Genomic DNA, 19,419 nt, shown 5'->3' on the forward strand with positions numbered 1-19,419 from the left:
CTGTCAGTCCTCCGCTCGGACGGTCACGGCCTTGCGGTCGATCTCCAGACGCGAGTTGTCCCAGTCGATCTGGGTTGAAGAGTTGATAGCAACCTGCACCTCCTCGAAGTCGAGCACGATCAGGCCGTCACTCTTCAGTTCGGTCCGGGTCTGTTCTCGGTACTCCTCGTTCTGCTGTTCCTTGAGCGAGAGCGTCCGGTACTGTCGGATGTTGCTCAGTCGTTCGCTCACGATCATCGGCTGATCCCGGCTCGGGGTGTCCCACCGCAGGATCACCTCGGTGTCGCGGGGAAGGTCGTTCCCGTCGGCGTCCTTCAGCTCGGCGTAGATCGGGACGCCAGAACCGCCGTACACGTGATTGTCGATCTCGATGACGAGCCCGTCGACGGGCGACCACGTGAGGATCGTGCTGTCGGTGTCTGGGATGTTCGTCTCTTCCGTCGCGTCGACCTTCGCGCTGCCGAGATTGGTCAGGCTCTCCGACATCAGTTACCCTCCGAGACCCGAGCGCGGAGTTCCTCCAGAACGTTGATGCCGCCGCCGATGGCGACCTTCCGGCCAGCGCCGCCGTAGAGCGCGCCGCCAGCGGCGACTGTCGCCCCGTAGGCTTCGTTCGGGAGGTCCCGTCCCATCTTGTCCTCGACTGCGTACTGCACGAGTTCCGGTGCCATGTACCCGCCGCCGATGAGGGCCACGTCCATCACGTAGTCCTCCGAGGCGAGCGTGTCGATTGCATTACTAAATTCCATGCAATCGACCAGTACAGGCCCCAGGAGTATCAAGAACCGACGAATTGAGAACGTCCGAGAAAGCCTGAAACAGCCTCAGACAGTCAGAAACTGGCCATGTCCATGAGCCGGCGCACCGCCTCCGCGTTGCCCGGCTTGCTGCCCGGCTGGTTCTCCGCCATTGCCTCCTGCATCGCATCGAATCGGTCGCTGTCGTCGCCGTACAGGGTGATTTGGGTCCGTGTCATGAGTAGCTGGGCGGGTTCAGGTCGTTGCCTTCGCTACCGTGGTGCGTTGATGCCATCGTGACGTTCTGAGTGTTGACGCGCTTCTTCTCGCCGTCGTCGTCGCTATAGATCCACTCACTACCGATCGTGTTGCCCTCGTCGTCCTCGTGCTTGCGGACCGACGTGGGCCGCTCTCGATCCGGCGGCAGTAACTCGTCTGGGACCGTGCTGGCCGGCGGACTGGTGCCCTTGTTGTGCAGGTTCTCGGGATACTCGATATAGGGCTTGACAGCGTCGAGGTCGCTGCCATCGAGCGCCCCGACCATCCACGCCTGGCACTGGGTCAGGATCGTTTTGTCGATCTCTGCGGGCCGCTGTGTGATCCAGATAGTCGACGTGCCAGCACCGCGTCCGGTGGTCGCCAGTTCCTTGATGGCCTGGGGGAGCTTCTGCTTCTGCGGCGCGATGAAGTGCGCCTCGTCGGCCGCGATGAGCTGGTCCCGATCGAGGCGACGGAGTGCCTTCGAGATGGTCGTACACACGTCCCGCCAGCGGTCGGTGCCGAGGTGCTGTTTGTGCCGTTCCAGCACGATATAGGGGTTCTGACGGAGGAACGTCTGCCACTGCTGGACGCCCCACTGCTCCTCGACCCGCCCGACGATCAGGTGCCGGGCCAGCCCCTCCTTGACGAGTCCCCGGTACTCGGCGCAGTAGTCCAGCACGACCACCGCCTCGTACGCCATCGCGTTGCTCTCCATCCACGCCTGAGCGTGGTAGCTCTTGCCCCAGCCGCTCTGGGCGATGAACGCCAGATTCACCGCCGAGTCCTCCCGAGGTTCGTGAAGTCGTCGTGTCCACAGTTCGGGCAACTGCTGGGTGATAGACAGTCGGGCGGAGCCACCACCACATGACAGTTCTGGCAGGACCAAGCTTGTGTCACTGCTCGCCCTCCTCGCCGTCGCCCTCCTCGACGGGTTCGCCTTCGAGCCGGAGTGTGTCGCCGCCGGTCGTCCTGATACGTCGCTGCTCGCCGTCCCCGATCGCGTCGAGGTCCAGGTCGGTCAGGTAGGCGGAGTCGGGACGGTCGACGTTCATCTCGGTCTGGCTCGATCGGTCGCGTAGCATCTCGGCAATGAGCCACGCGATCCACACCAGGGCCAGCAGCCAGAAGCCCGCTTCGGCCCACTTCTGCATGTCGTAGGCGGATACCGTCATGCGACCACCTCGGTCAGCGACTCGATCGCGTCGACGGTCTCGTCGGTCGGCTCTCCGAGCAGGTCCTCCATCGCTCGCTGGTCGTCTAACTCAACGACGGCCTGCTCGAACCGAGCGAGCGAGACGCCCCAGTGTCCCTGGACGTGCTTGTCGGCCAGCAGCCGGTCGTCGTACCCGTCGAGTCCGTCCTGCTGGTGGCGCACTGTGTCGGCCCACCGAGCGACCTGCCCCTCCCACTCGCCCCGGTCCATCTCCGCGTAGGTGAGGAGAGTCTGCGGGTCGTCGGTCTCGATGTCGTCGGGCAGGCAGTTGGACAGCCACACTTCGATCATCGACGGGCCGCCGGGGACCTTCGCCGCGATCACGTCGCAGAGTTCATCGACGCGGCTCTCGATGTCGAGCGGGTCGGTCTCCGGTTCCATGCCGGCCGTCTCCATCACGTCGATGTACGACTCTCTCGGCCGGTTCTCCATCTCTGCCAGTACCCGAGCGGCTGCCCGGATCTTCTCGGAGTCGTGAGGGTTGTCTAGCTGCTTCTTCATCTCGCGCATCTCGTTGAGCTTCTGCATCATAGGCTGAGGTCCATGTCTTCCGCGATGTCACTGATAGCGTCCTGTGCCATGTCGGTCTCCGTGAGGATCACGACGAGCGCCAGCCCGGCCGTTCCGACGGCCACCTTCGTGCCGGGCGAGGTGTCGGCCCCAATACCGGCATCTTGTAGCCACTCATCCACCGCGTCGTCCATCTCGACCGGCGGTGATCGGGCCAGATCCTCGATGGCCTCGGCGTCCTTGCCGGTCTCGCCGTCGCTCGCCTCGGCGATCTCCCCGAGGAGGAGCGCCAGCATGGTGACGTACTGCTCGCCCCATGATTCGCCGTCTGGTAGCGCCGGCTGTGTGGCCGTCTCGTCGGTTTCTTCGCTGTCGGGGTCGTCGGTGCCTGTCGTCTCGTCGCCGCTGTCGTCGCCGCCCTCGTCGTCGGGAGCGGCCTGCTCCTCAATCGCCTCCGTGTCGAGTTCGAGACCGTCGAGGTCGGCCTGCTCGTCCGGCTCGATGTCCGGCAGGTCCTCCTCGGTCTCCTCTCCCTGCTCGTCGGCCGGCTCCTCCTCGGTCTCCTCTCCCTGCTCGTCGGCCGGCTCCTCCTCGACCGGCTCCTCGGTCTCGCTCACAGTCATACCCACCCCTCGCCCTCCTCGACCGGGTCGGCGTCCGATACCTCGCTCTCGACTTCCATCGGCTCCTGGTCGTCGTCGCTGTCGGTGCCGGTCGCCAGCAGGATAGCCAGCCCGAGGGCCAGCGTAGCACCGAGGATTACCAGCCCTGACGGGCCAGATTGGCCGGTATCTGGCTGGCCTCCCGATTGCTGATTCTGGCCGTCTGACTGGTTCTCCTCGGTGTTCTCGCTGCCCTCCTCGCTGGTCTGTTGCTCGATCTGTTGCTCGTACTCCTCGGTCTGGTCCATTTCTGGCTGGTCTTTCTCGCTGGTTTCCTCGGTCTCTGGTTGCTCTCTGGCCGGATCTTGCTGGCCTTCGTCCTCGTCTCCCTCGGTAGCAGCCGCTCCACCCGTTCCGGGCGGGTCGTCGTCGCTGCTGTCCTCGTTGGTCTCGTCGTCCTGCTGGCCCTCGACGGCGGCCCGGATCTTGGGCCAGTCGTGCTTTCCGTCGGACCCCATCGAGTTGCTGTGAGACCGGAGACCGGCCAGACTGTCGCCGCTGTAGTCGCACCCGTCGATCGGGCAAGTGTAGTTGCTCATGTGTAGTTGAGAATGCCGCCCTCATCGTCTAACGCGGCCTTCTTCGCCTCTGCGGCCGCTACCTGTACCGTCTCGTTTGTCGATTTGAAACCGATCTCGTCGGGGTCGATCAGGTCGACGTACTCCATCGCGACGGCCTCCGCTTCGGGAGCGTCGGGGAGTCCGCTCGCTACGTCGATCGTCCCCGGCGGGCCGTGGAGCCTCACCACCCAGTCGTTGCGGGCCGCTCGGTCGATAGCGACCTTGTACGGCCCCGCTGTCCACGTCGTCCCCTCCCGAGTCCAGGCCGACGGGAGTGGCCCGACCGCGTCGTCCTCGTTCTCCCCGGTGAGCGTCACCTGCCGATCCTCTCCGGGGGTCTCCTCGGGCGACACGCCTGCCGAGAGTTGGGCCTGGCCTTCGCTGGCGAACGTGTCGGCCGTCTCGATCACCTCGGCCGGCTCGTCGTCCCGATCGTCGCCGCGCAGGTCGTCGGGCCGCCGGTCAGCCGGATCGGGCCGGGTCGGCTCTCGCTCTGCGAGCTCGGAGTCGGCGAGTTCGTCCCGATCGCCGCCGGGTTCCTGGGCGAAGTGATCCAGCGTCTTGACGATCGGGACCGAGCCGGGCATCGAGTCGAGCGAGTCGAGCAGGGTATGGAGCCGGTTCGGGTGTAGCTCCGGCTGGCCGTTGGCCTCCCTGATCCGGTTGATGGCCCGCCACGACTGCCGGGCGTCGATCACTGCCTGTCGGGCGTCCGCTATCGCCGTTTCGAGGTCGCCCACGGCGTTCTTGTAGCCGCCCCAGGAACGCCGGAGCGCACCGGCCACCTCGGGCCGTAGCTCCATCTCCGGGTACTCGTCGCCGCCGACCGTGACGAGTTCCGTCTGCTCGCCGTCGTCGGCGTGATCCTCGTCGAGGAACTGCTGCACTTCCTCCTCGTCGTAGCCGCAGGTCTCGGTGAGGAACTCGCAGGCTTCGGGATCACCCGCCTCGCAGTGGCCCCGTGCGTGGTCGCATCGCTCGCCCTTTGCCGTCTGGGCAGCGTCAGCGGCCTTCTCGTCGGCACTCTCCTGCTCGTCGGTGCGCTTGCCGCTCTCGCGGCTGGCGTCGGCCATCACCTCGCGGTGTTCGTCGACAGTCAGAGTGCCGTCGTAGTAGCTCACCCAGTCCTCGACGCCCTCGGACCGAGCGATCCCCTTGACCGCCTTCGCGTGGGGTACCGAGGCGCGTGCCTTCCCGAAGTCGATCCGGTCGCGCTCGCCGTCACTGAGCGGCACCTGACCGGGACCGTCGCTCCCTTCGCCCCGACTGTCCTCGGCTTCGAGTCGTTCGGCGTCGAGCACATGGTCGGGCGTGTCGGCGTCGGAGTAGGCGACGGTCTTCAGCCGACGGTCGTCGTCGGTACACAGATACTCCTCGTGTCGGTCTCTCGCGGCGTCTGCCGCGTCTTTACTCCCGTACTCGATACGTGTCGTCACGGGGGAGATGTCACCACCATACCCAACACTACCGACCTGTCTAGTATAAAATCTGTCAACGAATGGATGAATGAGTGATTGACTGAGACGATGAGGGTCGTCTACCGGTCAGTAGCCGTGTCTACAGCACAGTCGTTTCCGCCGTCCGTAGCCGCAACTAAGGTCGTCTGTTCGGTCACATCGGGCACTTCCCCCGCTACTGGTGCTCCGCCACCTTTTCGATCGACGGAGAGCGCGATATCGTACCCGGACCAGTTCGGGGTGCGGAAGTAGTAGGTAGCGACCCGTTCCCAGCCGTCCCAGCCGTCGAGTCCGTCGGAGTTGTAGCCGAACGTCAGGACGTGGCCGCCGGGCGCGGTAACGTTCGCAATCGCACCTCTGGCCTCCCACTTCCGGCCGACGTGGTTCCCGTCGTAGTGTCGTTCAGCCATCTCAGCGGTGTACGGCGGGTCGTAGACGACGGTGTCGAAGTGGTCGCGATCGAAGTGGTCGTCAATCTCACGAACGTCGAAGTGGGTGTCAACATCCCGATCCTCGTCGATGTCGTTCCGGGTGATCGGGCCGTCGTGGTCGAGGCTCGTCTTTCCGGCGCAGGCGTTCAAAACCTCCCCAGCGAGCCACTTTTCGACGATCGCCCGAATCTGTGGAACCTCGAATGTCCACGGCGAGAGGTGGACCGGCTCGCCGTCCTCGGTCTTCCCGCCGATCTTGATTCGCTCGACCGTCACGCGGACCACCTCCGACCGCAGGTTTCGCAGACCCAGCAATCGCCATCCCAACCGTGGAGAGTGTCACTGACGCAACGGTGGCAGTAGCGGAGCTGCGGCGACTCATCGGACGGGTGTTGTGGCGCTTGCCCGATCCGGTCAGTACTGCTCATGTACTGACCACCTCGAAAACGATGACTTCGACGTTTGTCGCGGGGAGAATCGTTTTTTGATAGTGGCTGTTGACACCATCGACCACCTCGTGGACAGTACTTGAACCGTAGTTTGCACCGAACAGGTCGAGTAGATCAGGGACTTCGACTGCCAGCACACTCGCTGTTCGCTTGATTTTGAGGATGGCGAACTCTAACCCGTCCTGTGTCGTCGCAGGCACATAGCTTCCAACAGCAGGTAACTCCATGTCGTATCGAACGGTCGCTGTCTTCTCCCCACCCAATATCTCACCGGCGTACGCCTCATCGAACTCCAGTTGTTCGGTACTCTCACTCACGGGAACCACCCCAGTCGCGGGCGTCTCGTCGGGTGAGGTGCGTCTGGCAGAGGTCAGTGATCGCGCCGACCCGGCGGCGAGTGTCGTCGTCCTCGATCTCGTCGAGCAGGTCGTCGCGGTTCATGACTCCCACCCCATGAGTTGGTACGACGTGTCTCCGTAGACGTTGTTCTGGCGTCGGAGGTACCCGCGCTTGTGGAGCTTCCGGAGCACCTGCGTCCGGATTTCGCTCTTTGGGATGTTCAGGACCGACGCCAGCAGCGTCAGAGCGACACTGCCCCGGACGTAGCCCTCGGGACTGGCGTGCTCACACAGCCGCTTGTAGGCGGTGCCCAGTCGGTCGTCCTGCGGTGGGGCGAGCGGCGTAGTGTTGTCGTGCTCGGTGTCGCAGGTCTGGGCCATGAGGGTCCGAAGTGCCTCGCTCCGGCTGCCATACTGGGACTCCTCAACCCAGCTATCGAAGGCGTCCACGAGATCGTCGTCGGCGCTGAAGCTGACTGACGCCCCGCCAGCCGTCTGCATCACCACGACCGACCACCTCGATTAATAGATATCGAGGGGTGATTAATCGCAACACGGCGGAGTGGTGAGCAATGCTTAATGATCCCCCATGTAGGGGTCGCTGGGAGAGTCGCGCCGGTGTGCGTGCCCGTGCGCCGCGTCATCGGCGGACCTCCCAGAAGCAGTCCGTACACGTTTCCTCGCCGTCGACGTAGGTACACTCGCCGACGTTGCCGCAGGTACAGCGTCCCTCGAACCAGATTCGGCGGTCAGAGGGTGCTGGTGTCTGCTCGTGGGTCGACATCTACAGGTCACCCCCGAGTTTTTCGCGGGCAGAAGCCAGCAGGTTCCCGATCGTGCCGGGCGATCGGTCGGTTCGGCGGGCGAAGGGGCGAACGCCCGCGTCGGCTACGTCACAGTGCAGGAACGCGTCAAGTTCGGCAGGAGAAAGGTCGTCAAGTGGTCGTGATGGTGGGTCGAAGCGGAGCCATGCTGGTGGCTCTGGGTAGTCTCTCCCGGTGTGAAGGTGCGAGACGACGATCCGACCGCGTACCCACTGCCACCAGAGAGAGGCGACGTGAGCGCACCAGCCGTCGTTGAAGCGGTGTCCTCGACAGTCGCAGTCGGCCAGTAGCGTCTGGCCTTGGAGTGCCCACGTCACTCTGTGAGAGCCTTCACCGCCGCTGAGACGAACCATGCGCTCGGCGTCGTTGATGGGGCCGCCCTGGTCCACCTCGGTCTGTGCGCGTTCCCACGGCGTCGAGCTGGTCAGTTGCTCCGGCATGGAGAAGCTCGACGGCCCGCCGATCTCGTCGGGCAGGTCGTCGCTGGGTTGCCAGCCGGGGCTGGCACGACTCACGCCAGACCACCCCCGTTTTCCTTCGCGAGAGTGCCGGACAGCGGCGGGGTGAATCCCGCGGTGTAAGTAATTCGCTCAGAGAGGGCTGTTCTTTCCGAACAGTCGAGAGCGAAAAGGCTGTTTGAGGTGTGTGAATCCGGCGAAAAACGGACCTTCGAGATGATCCGATATAGCGATGGACTCGCCGGGATTTGAACCCGGGGCCTCTTCCTTGCGAAGGAAGCGATCTGCCACTGATCTACGAGCCCGCGTTGGCCACTCGCGCGCGGAACGGTTTAAACCCTGCGCGTGAGAGTGGCGTTCGGGAAGCCGTCACACAGTGGGTCACTGTCGGACGCCGAACGCTGGTTCGAAGCGGACGCGGTGTCGTAGCCGCGTTCAGTCCCGAAAGACGACGATGCCGTCTTTCGATCCTCGCAAACCGTCGGTTTGCTCAGTTCCGGAGGACGCGTAGCGCCCTCCGACCTTCGGACTCGCTGAGCGAGTCCTCAGTCCTCGAGGACGATCTCGATGGAGACGTCGTTCGGGACCTGGATCCGCATGAGCTGGCGCAGTGCTCGCTCGTCGGCGTCGATGTCGATGAGCCGCTTGTGGACGCGCATCTCCCAGTGTTCCCACGTCGCGGTCCCTTCGCCGTCGGGGGACTTGCGGGTGGGGACTTCCAGCGTCTTGGTCGGTAGCGGGACGGGGCCCGAGAGCTCGACGCCGGTCTTGTTCGCGATCTCGCGAACGTCACCGCAGATGTCGTCGAGGTCCTCGGGACTGGTCCCTGCCAGCCGGACGCGTGCCTGTTGGGACATGCGTTATCGCTCGTTGACGTCGAGGACTTTGCCGGCTGCGATGGTCTGACCCATGTCGCGGATGGCGAAGCTCCCGAGCTCCGGAATCTCGCCCGACGGCTCGATGCTGAGGGGCTTCTGGGGTCGGATGGTGACGACCGCGGCGTCGCCGTTCTGGATGAAGTCCGGGTTCTCCTCGGCGACCTCGCCGGAGGACGGGTCGATCTTCTGGTCGATGGACTCGATCGTACAGGCGACCTGTGCGGTGTGTGCGTGGAAGACCGGGGTGTAACCGGCCGTGATCACGGACGGGTGCTGCATGACGACGATCTGGGCCTGGAAGGTCTCGGCGACCGTCGGCGGGTCGTCGGCCGGGCCACAGACGTCACCGCGGCGGATGTCGTCCTTGCCGATGCCACGGACGTTGAACCCGACGTTGTCGCCGGGCTCTGCCTTGGGCACCTCTTCGTGGTGCATCTCGACGGTCTTGACCTCGCCGCCCACGTCGCTGGGCTGGAAGGAGACGTTGTCGCCGACGTTCAGGATACCGGTCTCGACACGGCCGACCGGCACCGTGCCGATGCCGTCGATCGTGTAGACGTCCTGGATCGGGAGGCGCAGCGGTGCGTCCGTCGGCGGCTCCGGCTCGGGCAGGTCGTTGAGTGCTTCGAGCAGGATGTCGCCGTCGTACCAGTCGGTGTTGTCCGAGCGCTCGGCGATGTTGTCGCCTTCGAACGCGGAGATCGGGATGAAGCTGGCGTCCTCGGTGCCGAAGCGGACCTGCTTGAGCAGGTCCTCGACCTCGGAGACGACCTGTTCGTAGTCGGACTCGTTGTAGTCGACGAGGTCCATCTTGTTGACGCCGACGATGAGCTCGCCGATGCCCAGCGTGCGTGCCAGGAAGACGTGCTCGCGAGTCTGGGGCGCGACACCGTCGTCAGCGGCGACGACGAGGACTGCGTTGTCGGCCTGGCTCGCGCCGGTGATCATGTTCTTGACGAAGTCGCGGTGACCAGGACAGTCGACGATGGTGAAGTCGTAGGCGTCGGTGCTGAACTCCTGGTGAGCGATGTCGATGGTGACACCGCGTTCGCGCTCTTCGGCGAGGTTGTCCATGACGTAGGCGAACTCGAAGCCGCCCTTGCCCTTCTCCTCGGCTTCTTCCTTGTGCTGTTCGATGACGTGCTCGGGGACGGATCCTGTCTCGTAGAGGAGTCGTCCGACGAGCGTACTCTTTCCGTGGTCGACGTGGCCGATGATGGCCAGGTTCTGGTGTCGGTCGCTCATTGTTGTATCTCACGCGCAGAGGCGCTATATCGGAGTCTTTACGCGGTAGTTCATAAAACGATTTCGAAAGCGTCCGTAGGGCGTCCCGACGCCGTCCTGCGATTTGGCACGCGGTGACACGGGCCGAACCGCGTTCGCGGCCCGCTCACACCACCAGAATCGGTGCCGATCGGGGGACAGAGGGGTCCCTGAGGTGCCCAGAGAGCGCGCGCGACACGACCAGCCGGGCCGCGAGAACGGGAGATCGGCTACGCCTCGGGGAGTCGACCGACGTCGGCCAGGACCGCACTCGCCGTCTCGGGGCCGCCGGCACCGCGGCCCGAGATGTTGAGTCGCCCGGCGTGTTCCGTTTCGAGCTGGACGATGTTGCGCGTCCCCGAGACGGAGAGCGCGGCGTTTTCCGGAACCAGCCGCGGGCCGACGCGAACGTCGCCGTCGGCGACCTCGCCGATGAGACGGATCGTGCGGCCGTCTTCCTGTGCGAGTTCGAGGGCGCTGCCGGGGATCGAACTGATCCCCTCGACCGTGGCGTCGTCGAGCGTGTACTCGCGTCGCTCGCCCGCGAGGACGTTCGCGACGATGACACACTTCAGGGCGGCGTCGGTGCCCTCGACGTCGAACGTGGGATCGGCCTCGGCGACGCCGAGATCCTGGGCCTCGGCGAGGACGTGTTCGTAGCCCAGCCCCTCGGCGGCCATCCGCGAGAGGATGAAGTTCGCCGTCCCGTTGAGGACGCCCCGCGCCGCGGTGATGTGTTCGGGGTCGAAGTCGTCGATCGTCGACAGCACCGGCATCGCACCGCCGACGGTCGCCTCGAAGAGCACCTCGCCCGCGCTCTCGCGTTCGAGCGCGCGCACGTCGGCGTAGCGTTCTGCGACGGGACCCTTGTTCGCGAGGACGACGTGACGGTCCCGCTCCAGTGCGGCCTCGACGTGGCCGAAGCCGGGCTCGGCGTCGCCGAGCGTCGTCGGCGTCGCCTCGATGAGGGCGTCGTACTCCGCTTCGAGGGCGGTCTCGGGCCGGGCCGATCCGACCGTCCCGTCGGCCTCTTTGGCAGCGAGGACCGCGTCGACGTCGATCCCGTCGGCGTCGACGACCGCCCCACTGGAGTCGGCCAGCGCGGTCACGGTGTGACCGTAATCGCCCGCCAGTTCCGCGACCGATCGCCCCACTGCACCGGCACCCAGGACTGCGAGTTTCACGCGTCACCACCCGCCGTCAGCGGCTCGACGACAGTCAACTCCTTCTCGGCGGCGATCTCACGGACCGCCGCCAGGGCGTTGTCGGCGTTGCCCGCCTCGGTGGCGAGACGGAGACGTGCGCTCGATACGTCCTCGGTGCCTTCCGGGGCCGACAGCGACAGGTCGGTGACCGTCGCCTCGGTGGCTTCCTGGATGTGCGAGAGCGTGTGAGAGAGGTCCGTGTTCACCAGGTGGCCCGAGAGGACGATCGTCAGCGCCTCGCTGTAGCGCTCTGCGCCGGCCTGGATGATGTTGAAGTTCTCCGCCTGGAGGGCCTCGACGATGTCCTCGAACCGCTCGGGCGTGGCCTCCAGGTCGACCTCCACGGGGATGTGACCCCGTGGCGTCATGTTCCCACGCTCGTGGAAGATAGAGAGGAGGTTGCCGCCGTTGTCGGCGATCGGGTGGAGCGCCCGGAGCAGTTCGCCGGGTTCGTCGACCAGTTCGAGCCGGACTGTGTAGGCTCGAACCTCGTCCTGCGAGTCGCTCATCGACCGCTCACCTCCTTCTGGATGCTACCGCTCATTGTGCAAGCACACGAACTGCGTGCTATAAGAAACCGTCCGTTCGCCGTCGACAGCCAGCGTCCCACCCGGCCAGGGAGAGTCGTGCCGACGGTGAGACAGACGACCGCGATATCGATCTGACGGACAGTGCTGCCAGAATCCGCCGATTCCGGACCGAACACTTGAGGCTTTTGGCAGAACATTCATCATGCTTCTTGGAAACCCTTCACAGGGATGGCGCGAACGACGACCACGGAGAGACGGATCCGAAGTCACGGGCGGGGAGGGAACGGAGACGAATCGACACCACGCGGCCGGCGGCTACGGGAGACAGTGCGATGACGACGGACGACCTCCGGCGGCGGGTCGAGCGACTGGAGGCGATGGTCGCGGCGGCGGACGACGGGCCGGAGGGTGAGGACGGACTGACGCGCCGGACGGTACTGAAGGGGCTGGGACTGGCCGGCGTCGGCAGCTACGCCGTGGGGAAGGCACGAGCAGATCCACAGGGACAGCTCGGGACCGACACGGATCCGGTCGCGACCGTCTACGCCCAGCAGCTCCACGGCGGTCTGACGGGCAACACGGCGGTGAGTTCGCTGCTGGGGCCGGGACTGGGGATCGACAGCGGCTCGCTGTCGGCCGACGTGAGCGGCGCGACGAGTACGGGTTCCGGCACCGACATCTACACCGGGACGACCGACGGCGACCTGCAGTTCCGATCGCTCGTCGGAGGCACGAACGTCTCGCTGTCGAGTGCCAGCGGAGCGGTCACGATCGACGCGACGGCCGGCTCGTCGGTGTGGAGCGATCCGGACGCGGACGACCTCCTCGAACCGACCAGCTCGTACAGAGGGATCGATCTGAGTGGCGTCAGCAATCCGCGGGTCGTGACGCCCTGGATCGGCACCACGACGGCGACGGCCTTCGAGGCCTTCGTCGGCACCACCCGCGTCGCCCGGTTCACACCGACCGGAACCGACGGAAACGCCGAGACGGCCGCGGGAAACGTCCTGCTGGGCCAGTACGCACAGATCGGTGACGGGGCGACCGGCGTCGCGGTCGGCGGCGGCGGTAGTCCGACCAACAGTCACGAGAACGTCGCCTACGACAACTACGGGACGATCAGCGGCGGCCAGAACAACACGGTCGGGAGCGACGACGGCGATCCGGTGACGGCGGCCCACGCGACGATCGGCGGGGGCTACAGCAACACCGCTTCGAGCGTGTACGCGACGATCGCCGGAGGAACGGCAAACACCGCGTCTGCCAAATCCGTGGCCGTCGGTGGCGGTAACGGCAACACCAGTTCGGGCAACTACGCGGCCGTCGCGGGTGGCTACTCCAACAGTGCGCGCAGCCGGTACGGGACGATCGGTGGCGGGTCGACGAACACCGCGTCGGGCCAGCACGCGACGGTCGGCGGCGGGAACAGCAACACGGCCGGCGGCGACCAGTCGACCGTCGGCGGCGGGCAGAACAACAGCGCCACGGGACCGGACGCGGCGGTTCCCGGCGGCCAGAGCAACACGGCCGCTGGGAGCCACTCGCTGGCGGCCGGCCGTCGCGCGGCGGCCAACGACGCCGGGGCGTTCGTCTGGGCGGACAGTCAGGACGCCGACTTCGCGTCCGACGCCGACTACAACGGCTCCGGCGTGACCGGTAACGACACGTTCCACGTCAGGGCGCAAAACGGTGCTCGCATCGTCAACGGGGCCGGAACGACCTACATTCCGAGCGGGTCGACCGGGTGGACGGCGACGTCGACCAGAGCGGCGAAGACGAACTTCCAGCCGATCGATCCCGACAGCGTCCTCGACGGCGTCCGCTCGCTGGACGTGGCTACCTGGGAGTACAAGACCAGAGACGGCGAGGCCGCTGGAGTCGAGCACATGGGTCCGACGGCCGAAGCGTTCGACGACGCCTTCGGTCTCGGAGAGAGCCAACGCCACATCAACTCCATCAACGCCGACGGCGTCGCCCTGGCGGCGATCCAGGGACTCGCGGACCGGGCCGACGAGCTGGCGGCCGAACTCGAACGGAAAGACGAACGCGTCGGCGAGCTCGAAGACCGGCTCGCGGAACGAGACGAGCGAGTCGACGAGCTGGCGGCCGAACTCGAACGGAAAGACGAACGCATCGACGAACTGGAGTCGCGACTGGACGACCTCGAAACGCTCGTACAACAGGGTGAGTGAGACTGCCCGACAGCTGTCCGATCGTTGCAGGGCGGTTGCAGAGTGGTATCTCGATTGATAACAGCAGCCAATGCTTATAACTCCGAACGGACTGGTAGCGACTGAGAGAGCTATCGACGCCGTTGCGGCGTGGTCTCGGGGTGCTGGCCGAGAAAGCCGGCAGGGCCGTCACGGCCGACCAAAGAAAACGCGGGACCGCGGCGGCGAACCACGCCGACCGCAGCGACAGTCGAGATGACCGAACTTCATGAAACCATTCACTCGTCGGGCAGTCGTCGCCGGAACGGTCGTCGCGGTGGTCCTCGTCTGGAGCGGACTCGTCCCGCTATCGGCCGGTGCAGCCGGCGTCTCAGGCCTCGACTGTCAGCCGGGGAGCGAGGGAGCCGTCTTCGCGGCCGACAGCGGCCTCGAAGCGGTGTACGACGGCGAGACGCTGGACGGCAATCCGTTCGTCGACGACACCACGCTCGCGTTCCCGAACGTCACGGTCAGTGCGACCGACACCGCGTCGCTTCGCATCGTCGCGGCGACCGACGACGGCGTCTGCCTGCGCTCTATCGAACCCACCAGTGCACCGGTCCGGGTGACGCCGGACGCCGGTGAGACCGTCGTCGTTCGCGATTCGCTGGTGAACCTGAGCTACGGCTCGTTTCGGTACGCACGCTCGGCCGGCGGCGTCGATCTGGCCTACAACGCCAGCGCGCCCGCCGCGATCACGGTCGAGGACGGCGATCTCTCGGCCGGACGCACCGTCGAGGCCGTCGACGCCGACAGCGGGACGCAACTGACGACCGGAACCGTCAGTGCCGACGACACGGTCGACCTCCAGTTGCCGGCGGGACACCGGAACGTGGATCTGCGGTACGCGTCGACACAGACGGCGACGGCCACGTCGACCGTCCAGCCGGCCGCGGCGACAGCGACGGACACCGCGACACCGACCGCGACGGACACTGCGACACAGACCGCGACGAACGCCACGACACGGACACAGACAGCGACGGAGACCGCGACACCGACCGCGCGGGAGACGCCACCGGACAGCGACTCGGCCACGGGCGGTTCGTCGGCTGGCGACGACACTGCGACGCCGACTCCGACGCCGGACAGAACCCAGACTGCGACTCCGACCGCGACGCCCGCGAACGCCACGGAGTTCACCGTCCCGGAGTGGACCGGCGAGCTGGTGGCCTACGAGCCGACGCCACAGACCCAGCACGTCGGCGGCCTGCTCCCGTTGACGGTGTCGCTGTGGGGACTCGCCCTGTGGCTCGTGGTCGCCCGTCGGGGCCCCGAGACGCGCTTGCTCGCGCTCGTCCTCGTCGTCGCCTCCGTGCGAGCGACGAGCGATCTGACACAGATCGTGCTCGACGGCTTCGTGGGCGTCGAAGCCCCGCTAGCGACGCTCAACCTCCTGCTGGAGTTCGCGACGGCGGTGCTGTTTGCCGGCTTCGCCGTCCAGTACGCCGACATCGGCGAGCGCAGGACCCGACACGCGAAACGGGCCCTCGGTGTGCTCGGGGCAGTCGGAGCCACCGCCGTCCTGACGAACCCCATCCACGGACAGGTCTTTACCGACGCGGCCGTCGCGGCCGGCCCCTTCACCTACGTGACGGCCAGCGTCGGTCCGGTCGGCTGGCTCCTGTTCGCGCTCGCGACCGGGCTGGTCGCTGCCGGGGGCGTGCTCGTCGCTCGAACCTTCGTCGTCGGCTCGCCGCGGGGAGCCTGGCGACCGGTTGCCGTCATCGGGACCGGACTCGCCGTCGCGATCGGCATCGCGGCTCTCGACGTGCTGGAGCTGGGGCCGGTGACCGGCTACGACTACAGCGCGACCGGCGTCAACTACTTCCTCCTCGCGACGACCGTCTCGCTGCTCGGCTACGGCTTCCAGCGGCTCAAGCCCAGCGGGCAGCGCTCGATCGTCGCCGACCTCGACGACGCGATCGTCATCCTCGACGACGCCTGGCGAGTCGTCGAGTGGAACGGGGCCGCCGAAGAGATCGTCCCGGAGCTGTCGACCGGCCGCTCGTTCGACGCCGTCTTCTCCGAGCCGCTGGCACGCCCGACCGTCGACCAGACGGTCACCCGCGAGATGAGCCTGGAGGTCGATCGATGGGTGACCGACAGCGGAACCGACGCCGAGCCGCCGACCGACAGTGACGACCGGACGGACGGAGACTCGAACGGGACGGACGGTCAGGCGGCGGGATCGAGTGAACGCAGCGAGACGACAGAACCCGGAACGAACGGGACAGAGCTGGACGGGGCCGCCGAAGGCCACGGCGAGCCCCTCGACACCGAGCGACGCCACTTCATCGTCAACGCGCGGGCAGTGACCACCGAGACCAGCGACGTGATCGGCTACACGGTCCGGTTCGCCGACGTGACGGCACTGAAGCGCCACATGTCCCAGCTCGAGCGTCGCAACGAGCAGCTCGATCAGTTCGCGGGCGCTGTCACGCAGGACCTCCGCGGCCCGCTGGGCGAGGCACGCGAGGAGACGGAGCGCGTGCGAGCAGTGCTGGAGGACGCCGACGAGCCGGAGGCGGTCGACCGGCGGGCGCTCACGACCGCGCTCGGTTCGATCGACGCCGCGCTGAACCGGATGGCCCGGCTCGTCGAAGACATCCTCGGACTGGCTCGCGACCGAGACTTACAGACCGATCCGGAACCGATCCCGTTCGACGCGATCGTCGAGTCGGTCTGGGACCGCTTCGATCCGAAGGAAGCCACCCTCTCGGTCGAGGCGACCGGCGAGATCAGCGCCGACCGCGAGCACCTCGATCGGCTCCTCGCCGTGCTGGTCCGGAACGCGATCCAGCACGGCGGGGAGGGAGTCACCGTCCGCGTCGGCCTCGACGACGACGGGTTCTACGTGGCCGACGACGGCCCGGGCATCGATCCGTCGGTCCGAGACCGCGCGTTCGAAGCGGGCGTGACGACCCGCGACGCTGCGGCCGGTCTCGGGCTCACGATGGCGCGACAGCGGGCCGCCGCCCACGGGTGGGAGATCGCACTCGACGACGGCGCGACCGGAACGCGTGTCGTCGTCAGCGGTTGTGAAACGGAGGGACCCGACGAATGACCGACGGCGGGCTGTCCAGAGCGGTCGCGACGGCGCTGTCGGAGCTGCGGTTCGACTACGCCCCGTCGCTGCAGACCCAGCACCTCCTGCTGTTTGCCACGATGGCCCTCGTCACCGTCGGTCTGGCCTACTGGATCACGCGAACCCGACAGACGAGGGGGGCCAAGCTATTCGGGCTCACCCTCGTCGTGCTCGGGGCCCGGCTGGCCTCGGACGTCGTCCACGGGCTCGTCGGCGAGCTCTGGCCGCTCCTGGAGGTGCTGGTCGCGCTGAACCCGCTCCTCGAACTGGGGGTGCTGGTGCTGTTCGTGCGCTTTGCCGGCCGCTACGCCGGTGTCGAGCGAGTGGGGTCCGACCGGGCGCGTCGTGCGATGGGCGGCCTCGTCGTCGTGGCGGCGATCGCGATCGCGACCAACCCGGTCCACGGACTGGTGTTCGACGCCGTCCGGCGGGTGTCGATCCCGTTCACCCACGTCGTCGTCGAGCGCGGCGTCCTCGGATTCGGCCTGCTGGGGGTGAACGTCGTCCTGTTGCTCGCCGCCGCCGGCCTGCTCGCGCACGCGGTGACGACGGGGTTCCGGCCGGCGTGGTGGCCGGCGATCGTCCTCTCGATCGCGGTCTCGGTCGCGCTCGTGGTGATCGCCCTCCAGCTTCGCGTCGGCGGAGTGGTCCCCCAGTACGACTACACGGCGATCGGGTACGCCGGGTTCTTCTTCCTGACGACGCTGGCGCTGGTCGAGCACGGCCTGCGCCGCATCGAGGTCGTCGCACGCGAGGAGATCCTCGACGACATCGACGACGCCGTCGTCCTGCTGGACACCGACGGCACCGTCGTCACGACGAACGCCGCCGCCGAGGGACTGTTCGGGACGCTCGACGGAGCGGAGGGGTTCCTGGATCGGTTCGACGAACTCGGGAGCGAACAGCTGGACGGCGACCGAGAACGGACCGCGATCACGATCGATCCCCAGACGACCGAGTGGGACACGCTCCGGAACACGACCGAGACCGCACAGCGGGGACCACGGCACTTCCTCGTCTACACCGAGTACGTCACCACGCGGACGACGCGGGTCATCGGCCACGTCGTCCGGTTCGTCGAGACGACGGAACTCGAACGCCGCTCGCGGGAGCTCGAACGCAAGAACGACCAGCTCGACCAGTTCGCCAGCACCGTCTCTCACGACCTTCGGAACCCACTGAACGTCGCGACGGGGTACCTCCAGATGGCGACCGAGGGCGTCGATCCCGACGACGACGCGGCCTTCGACGTCGCGGCGGCGCTGACCTACCTCGACAAGGTCGAGGTGTCTCTCGACCGGATGGCGACGATCATCGACGACATTCTGGCGCTGATCGACAACACCGACCCGGTGACCGACACCGAGGCCGTCGACTTCGAGTCGGTCGTCTCGGCCGCCTGGTCGACCGTCGACACCCGGTCGGCGACGCTCGAACTGACCGGCGAGGGCACTGTCGATGCCGACGAGACGCGACTCCAGCGCCTGCTGGAGAACCTGTTTCGCAACGCCATCGACCACGTCGGCGACAACGTGACCATCGAGGTGGGGCTGACCGGCGAGGGGTTCTACGTGGCCGACGACGGCCCCGGCATCCCCGAGGACGAACGCGAGCGGATCTTCGAACACGGCTACACGACCGGCGACGGGGGGACCGGGCTGGGCCTGTCGATCGTCCAGCAACTCGCCGAGGCCCACGGCTGGACGGTCTCGCTCGATCCCGACGCCGACGGCGCGGCGTTCGTCGTCGAGGGCTGTGCGACGACACGCCGTCCGGCACAGACGACGGAGTCGACCGAGCCCGAGCGGCGACACCGTTCCCGACGAGAGCGGTGATCGATACCGGTGTCGACAGCCTTTTTTCCCCGGCGCAATGATTGCTGTGCATGACAGAGCTGCAGTTTATTACCTTCGCTTGTGACGCGCCGGAGCGACTGGCGACGTTCTGGGAAGCCGCGCTCGACGGTGAACGCCGCGACACCGAGGTCCCCGAGACGGCACTCGTCGACCGCCCCGGCGACGGCCCGGATCTCCTCTTCAAGCGACTGCAGGCCGGCACGAAGTGGCGGATGGCGATCCACCTCGATCTGTCGGTCGAAGACAGAGCCCAGAGCGTCGAGCGACTCCGCGAACTCGGGGCGACCGTCCGCGAGACGAAGACGGAACACCACGACGGGACGACCGCCGAGTGGACGGTGCTGGAAGATCCCGAAGGCAACGCCTTCTGCGTGTCCGAGTACTGATCAAAGAGTCAGCAAGCAGCAAGCATACCGCGGCCGAAGGCCGCGGTTTCACGCGAATCGCTGCGGCGATTCGCGCTTTTTTCGCCACCGGGAGAGCAAGCTC

Annotated in this window: 23 protein-coding genes and 1 tRNA gene; 4 read left to right on the plus strand and 20 right to left on the minus strand. The window is 66.6% G+C overall.

The annotated features are described in order from the left end of the window. Positions 1 to 3 precede the first annotated feature (3 nt). The 20 genes from HMUK_RS02220 to HMUK_RS02300 all read right to left on the minus strand — a co-directional run bounded on the left by HMUK_RS02220 (position 4) and on the right by HMUK_RS02300 (position 11,755). A complete protein-coding gene (locus HMUK_RS02220; RefSeq protein WP_012808008.1) occupies positions 4 to 486 on the minus strand; it encodes a hypothetical protein in 483 nt (160 codons plus the stop codon). Beyond that, a complete protein-coding gene (locus tag HMUK_RS02225) occupies positions 486 to 749 on the minus strand; it encodes a hypothetical protein (protein WP_012808009.1) in 264 nt (87 codons plus the stop codon). Before HMUK_RS02225 ends, HMUK_RS02220 begins: the two co-directional genes overlap by 1 nt. 83 nt (positions 750 to 832) lie before the next feature. Next, on the minus strand, positions 833 to 976 hold the full coding sequence (locus HMUK_RS17445) for a hypothetical protein (protein WP_012808010.1): 144 nt from the start codon (positions 974 to 976) through the stop codon (positions 833 to 835). Beyond that, the gene (locus HMUK_RS02230; protein ID WP_012808011.1) at positions 973 to 1,773 is read right to left on the minus strand and encodes an ATP-binding protein; all 801 of its coding nucleotides are present in this window, start codon (positions 1,771 to 1,773) and stop codon (positions 973 to 975) included. Before HMUK_RS02230 ends, HMUK_RS17445 begins: the two co-directional genes overlap by 4 nt. Before the next feature lie 118 nt (positions 1,774 to 1,891). After that, positions 1,892 to 2,170 (minus strand): hypothetical protein, encoded by a 279-nt coding sequence (locus HMUK_RS02235; protein ID WP_012808012.1) that lies wholly within the window; start codon positions 2,168 to 2,170, stop codon positions 1,892 to 1,894. Further along, complete coding sequence (locus HMUK_RS02240) at positions 2,167 to 2,739, minus strand: hypothetical protein (RefSeq protein WP_240532179.1); 573 nt, start codon at positions 2,737 to 2,739, stop codon at positions 2,167 to 2,169. Before HMUK_RS02240 ends, HMUK_RS02235 begins: the two co-directional genes overlap by 4 nt. Further along, positions 2,739 to 3,344, minus strand: a complete 606-nt coding sequence (locus HMUK_RS02245) for a hypothetical protein (protein ID WP_012808014.1) — start codon at positions 3,342 to 3,344, stop codon at positions 2,739 to 2,741. The genes HMUK_RS02240 and HMUK_RS02245 overlap by 1 nt, the downstream gene beginning before the upstream one ends. Then, the gene (locus tag HMUK_RS02250; protein WP_012808015.1) at positions 3,341 to 3,922 is read right to left on the minus strand and encodes a hypothetical protein; all 582 of its coding nucleotides are present in this window, start codon (positions 3,920 to 3,922) and stop codon (positions 3,341 to 3,343) included. The genes HMUK_RS02245 and HMUK_RS02250 overlap by 4 nt, the downstream gene beginning before the upstream one ends. Beyond that, positions 3,919 to 5,379 carry a hypothetical protein gene (locus HMUK_RS17835; RefSeq protein ID WP_012808016.1) on the minus strand — a complete coding sequence of 487 codons (1,461 nt, stop codon included), beginning with the start codon at positions 5,377 to 5,379 and terminating at the stop codon, positions 3,919 to 3,921. The genes HMUK_RS02250 and HMUK_RS17835 overlap by 4 nt, the downstream gene beginning before the upstream one ends. 101 nt (positions 5,380 to 5,480) lie before the next feature. Continuing rightward, a complete protein-coding gene (locus tag HMUK_RS02260; protein WP_012808017.1) occupies positions 5,481 to 6,107 on the minus strand; it encodes a hypothetical protein in 627 nt (208 codons plus the stop codon). Between the two features lie 148 nt (positions 6,108 to 6,255). After that, positions 6,256 to 6,597, minus strand: coding sequence for an ASCH domain-containing protein (locus HMUK_RS02265; protein WP_012808018.1), 342 nt, complete (start codon positions 6,595 to 6,597; stop codon positions 6,256 to 6,258). Beyond that, the gene (locus HMUK_RS18000; RefSeq protein ID WP_012808019.1) at positions 6,590 to 6,721 is read right to left on the minus strand and encodes a hypothetical protein; all 132 of its coding nucleotides are present in this window, start codon (positions 6,719 to 6,721) and stop codon (positions 6,590 to 6,592) included. Before HMUK_RS18000 ends, HMUK_RS02265 begins: the two co-directional genes overlap by 8 nt. Then, positions 6,718 to 7,119 (minus strand): ribbon-helix-helix domain-containing protein, encoded by a 402-nt coding sequence (locus HMUK_RS02270; protein ID WP_012808020.1) that lies wholly within the window; start codon positions 7,117 to 7,119, stop codon positions 6,718 to 6,720. The genes HMUK_RS18000 and HMUK_RS02270 overlap by 4 nt, the downstream gene beginning before the upstream one ends. A gap of 139 nt (positions 7,120 to 7,258) precedes the next feature. Further along, positions 7,259 to 7,402, minus strand: coding sequence for a hypothetical protein (locus HMUK_RS17450; protein ID WP_012808021.1), 144 nt, complete (start codon positions 7,400 to 7,402; stop codon positions 7,259 to 7,261). After that, positions 7,403 to 7,957 (minus strand): hypothetical protein, encoded by a 555-nt coding sequence (locus HMUK_RS02275; protein ID WP_049940719.1) that lies wholly within the window; start codon positions 7,955 to 7,957, stop codon positions 7,403 to 7,405. Positions 7,958 to 8,133: 176 nt separating this feature from the next. After that, a tRNA-Ala gene (locus tag HMUK_RS02280) sits at positions 8,134 to 8,205 on the minus strand. Between the two features lie 240 nt (positions 8,206 to 8,445). After that, positions 8,446 to 8,757, minus strand: coding sequence for a 30S ribosomal protein S10 (gene rpsJ, locus HMUK_RS02285; protein WP_012808023.1), 312 nt, complete (start codon positions 8,755 to 8,757; stop codon positions 8,446 to 8,448). A 3-nt stretch (positions 8,758 to 8,760) separates the two neighbouring features. Further along, positions 8,761 to 10,023, minus strand: coding sequence for a translation elongation factor EF-1 subunit alpha (gene tuf, locus HMUK_RS02290; protein ID WP_012808024.1), 1,263 nt, complete (start codon positions 10,021 to 10,023; stop codon positions 8,761 to 8,763). Between the two features lie 248 nt (positions 10,024 to 10,271). Continuing rightward, on the minus strand, positions 10,272 to 11,225 hold the full coding sequence (locus tag HMUK_RS02295) for a homoserine dehydrogenase (protein ID WP_012808025.1): 954 nt from the start codon (positions 11,223 to 11,225) through the stop codon (positions 10,272 to 10,274). Then, a complete protein-coding gene (locus HMUK_RS02300) occupies positions 11,222 to 11,755 on the minus strand; it encodes an amino acid-binding protein (RefSeq protein WP_012808026.1) in 534 nt (177 codons plus the stop codon). The genes HMUK_RS02295 and HMUK_RS02300 overlap by 4 nt, the downstream gene beginning before the upstream one ends. Positions 11,756 to 12,108: 353 nt before the next feature. On the opposite strand from HMUK_RS02300, the gene HMUK_RS02305 reads away from it, so the two are divergent. The 4 genes from HMUK_RS02305 (at position 12,109) to HMUK_RS02320 (ending at position 19,316) form a co-directional block, all read left to right on the plus strand. Continuing rightward, positions 12,109 to 13,968, plus strand: coding sequence for a tail fiber domain-containing protein (locus HMUK_RS02305; protein ID WP_012808027.1), 1,860 nt, complete (start codon positions 12,109 to 12,111; stop codon positions 13,966 to 13,968). Positions 13,969 to 14,215: 247 nt separating this feature from the next. Continuing rightward, on the plus strand, positions 14,216 to 17,053 hold the full coding sequence (locus tag HMUK_RS02310; RefSeq protein ID WP_012808028.1) for an ATP-binding protein: 2,838 nt from the start codon (positions 14,216 to 14,218) through the stop codon (positions 17,051 to 17,053). After that, positions 17,050 to 18,909, plus strand: a complete 1,860-nt coding sequence (locus HMUK_RS02315) for a sensor histidine kinase (RefSeq protein ID WP_012808029.1) — start codon at positions 17,050 to 17,052, stop codon at positions 18,907 to 18,909. The genes HMUK_RS02310 and HMUK_RS02315 overlap by 4 nt, the downstream gene beginning before the upstream one ends. Positions 18,910 to 18,959: 50 nt before the next feature. After that, positions 18,960 to 19,316 carry a VOC family protein gene (locus HMUK_RS02320; protein WP_012808030.1) on the plus strand — a complete coding sequence of 119 codons (357 nt, stop codon included), beginning with the start codon at positions 18,960 to 18,962 and terminating at the stop codon, positions 19,314 to 19,316. Positions 19,317 to 19,419: the final 103 nt, after the last annotated feature.

Source organism: Halomicrobium mukohataei DSM 12286 (genome assembly GCF_000023965.1).
Classification (GTDB): domain Archaea; phylum Halobacteriota; class Halobacteria; order Halobacteriales; family Haloarculaceae; genus Halomicrobium; species Halomicrobium mukohataei.

Excerpts from the sequence above, each read along its gene's own strand:
- HMUK_RS02300 (WP_012808026.1), bottom strand. The coding sequence starts at position 11,755 with ATGAGCGACTCGCAGGACGAGGTTCGAGCCTACACAGTCCGGCTCGAA.
- tuf (WP_012808024.1), bottom strand. The coding sequence starts at position 10,023 with ATGAGCGACCGACACCAGAACCTGGCCATCATCGGCCACGTCGACCAC.
- HMUK_RS02245 (WP_012808014.1), bottom strand. The coding sequence starts at position 3,344 with ATGACTGTGAGCGAGACCGAGGAGCCGGTCGAGGAGGAGCCGGCCGAC.
- HMUK_RS02310 (WP_012808028.1), top strand. The coding sequence starts at position 14,216 with ATGAAACCATTCACTCGTCGGGCAGTCGTCGCCGGAACGGTCGTCGCG.
- rpsJ (WP_012808023.1), bottom strand. The coding sequence starts at position 8,757 with ATGTCCCAACAGGCACGCGTCCGGCTGGCAGGGACCAGTCCCGAGGAC.
- HMUK_RS18000 (WP_012808019.1), bottom strand. The coding sequence starts at position 6,721 with ATGAACCGCGACGACCTGCTCGACGAGATCGAGGACGACGACACTCGC.
- HMUK_RS02225 (WP_012808009.1), bottom strand. The coding sequence starts at position 749 with ATGGAATTTAGTAATGCAATCGACACGCTCGCCTCGGAGGACTACGTG.
- HMUK_RS02315 (WP_012808029.1), top strand. The coding sequence starts at position 17,050 with ATGACCGACGGCGGGCTGTCCAGAGCGGTCGCGACGGCGCTGTCGGAG.
- HMUK_RS02220 (WP_012808008.1), bottom strand. The coding sequence starts at position 486 with ATGTCGGAGAGCCTGACCAATCTCGGCAGCGCGAAGGTCGACGCGACG.
- HMUK_RS02305 (WP_012808027.1), top strand. The coding sequence starts at position 12,109 with ATGACGACGGACGACCTCCGGCGGCGGGTCGAGCGACTGGAGGCGATG.
- HMUK_RS17450 (WP_012808021.1), bottom strand. The coding sequence starts at position 7,402 with ATGTCGACCCACGAGCAGACACCAGCACCCTCTGACCGCCGAATCTGG.
- HMUK_RS02240 (WP_240532179.1), bottom strand. The coding sequence starts at position 2,739 with ATGCAGAAGCTCAACGAGATGCGCGAGATGAAGAAGCAGCTAGACAAC.
- HMUK_RS02270 (WP_012808020.1), bottom strand. The coding sequence starts at position 7,119 with ATGCAGACGGCTGGCGGGGCGTCAGTCAGCTTCAGCGCCGACGACGAT.
- HMUK_RS02250 (WP_012808015.1), bottom strand. The coding sequence starts at position 3,922 with ATGAGCAACTACACTTGCCCGATCGACGGGTGCGACTACAGCGGCGAC.
- HMUK_RS02235 (WP_012808012.1), bottom strand. The coding sequence starts at position 2,170 with ATGACGGTATCCGCCTACGACATGCAGAAGTGGGCCGAAGCGGGCTTC.
- HMUK_RS17445 (WP_012808010.1), bottom strand. The coding sequence starts at position 976 with ATGACACGGACCCAAATCACCCTGTACGGCGACGACAGCGACCGATTC.
- HMUK_RS02320 (WP_012808030.1), top strand. The coding sequence starts at position 18,960 with ATGACAGAGCTGCAGTTTATTACCTTCGCTTGTGACGCGCCGGAGCGA.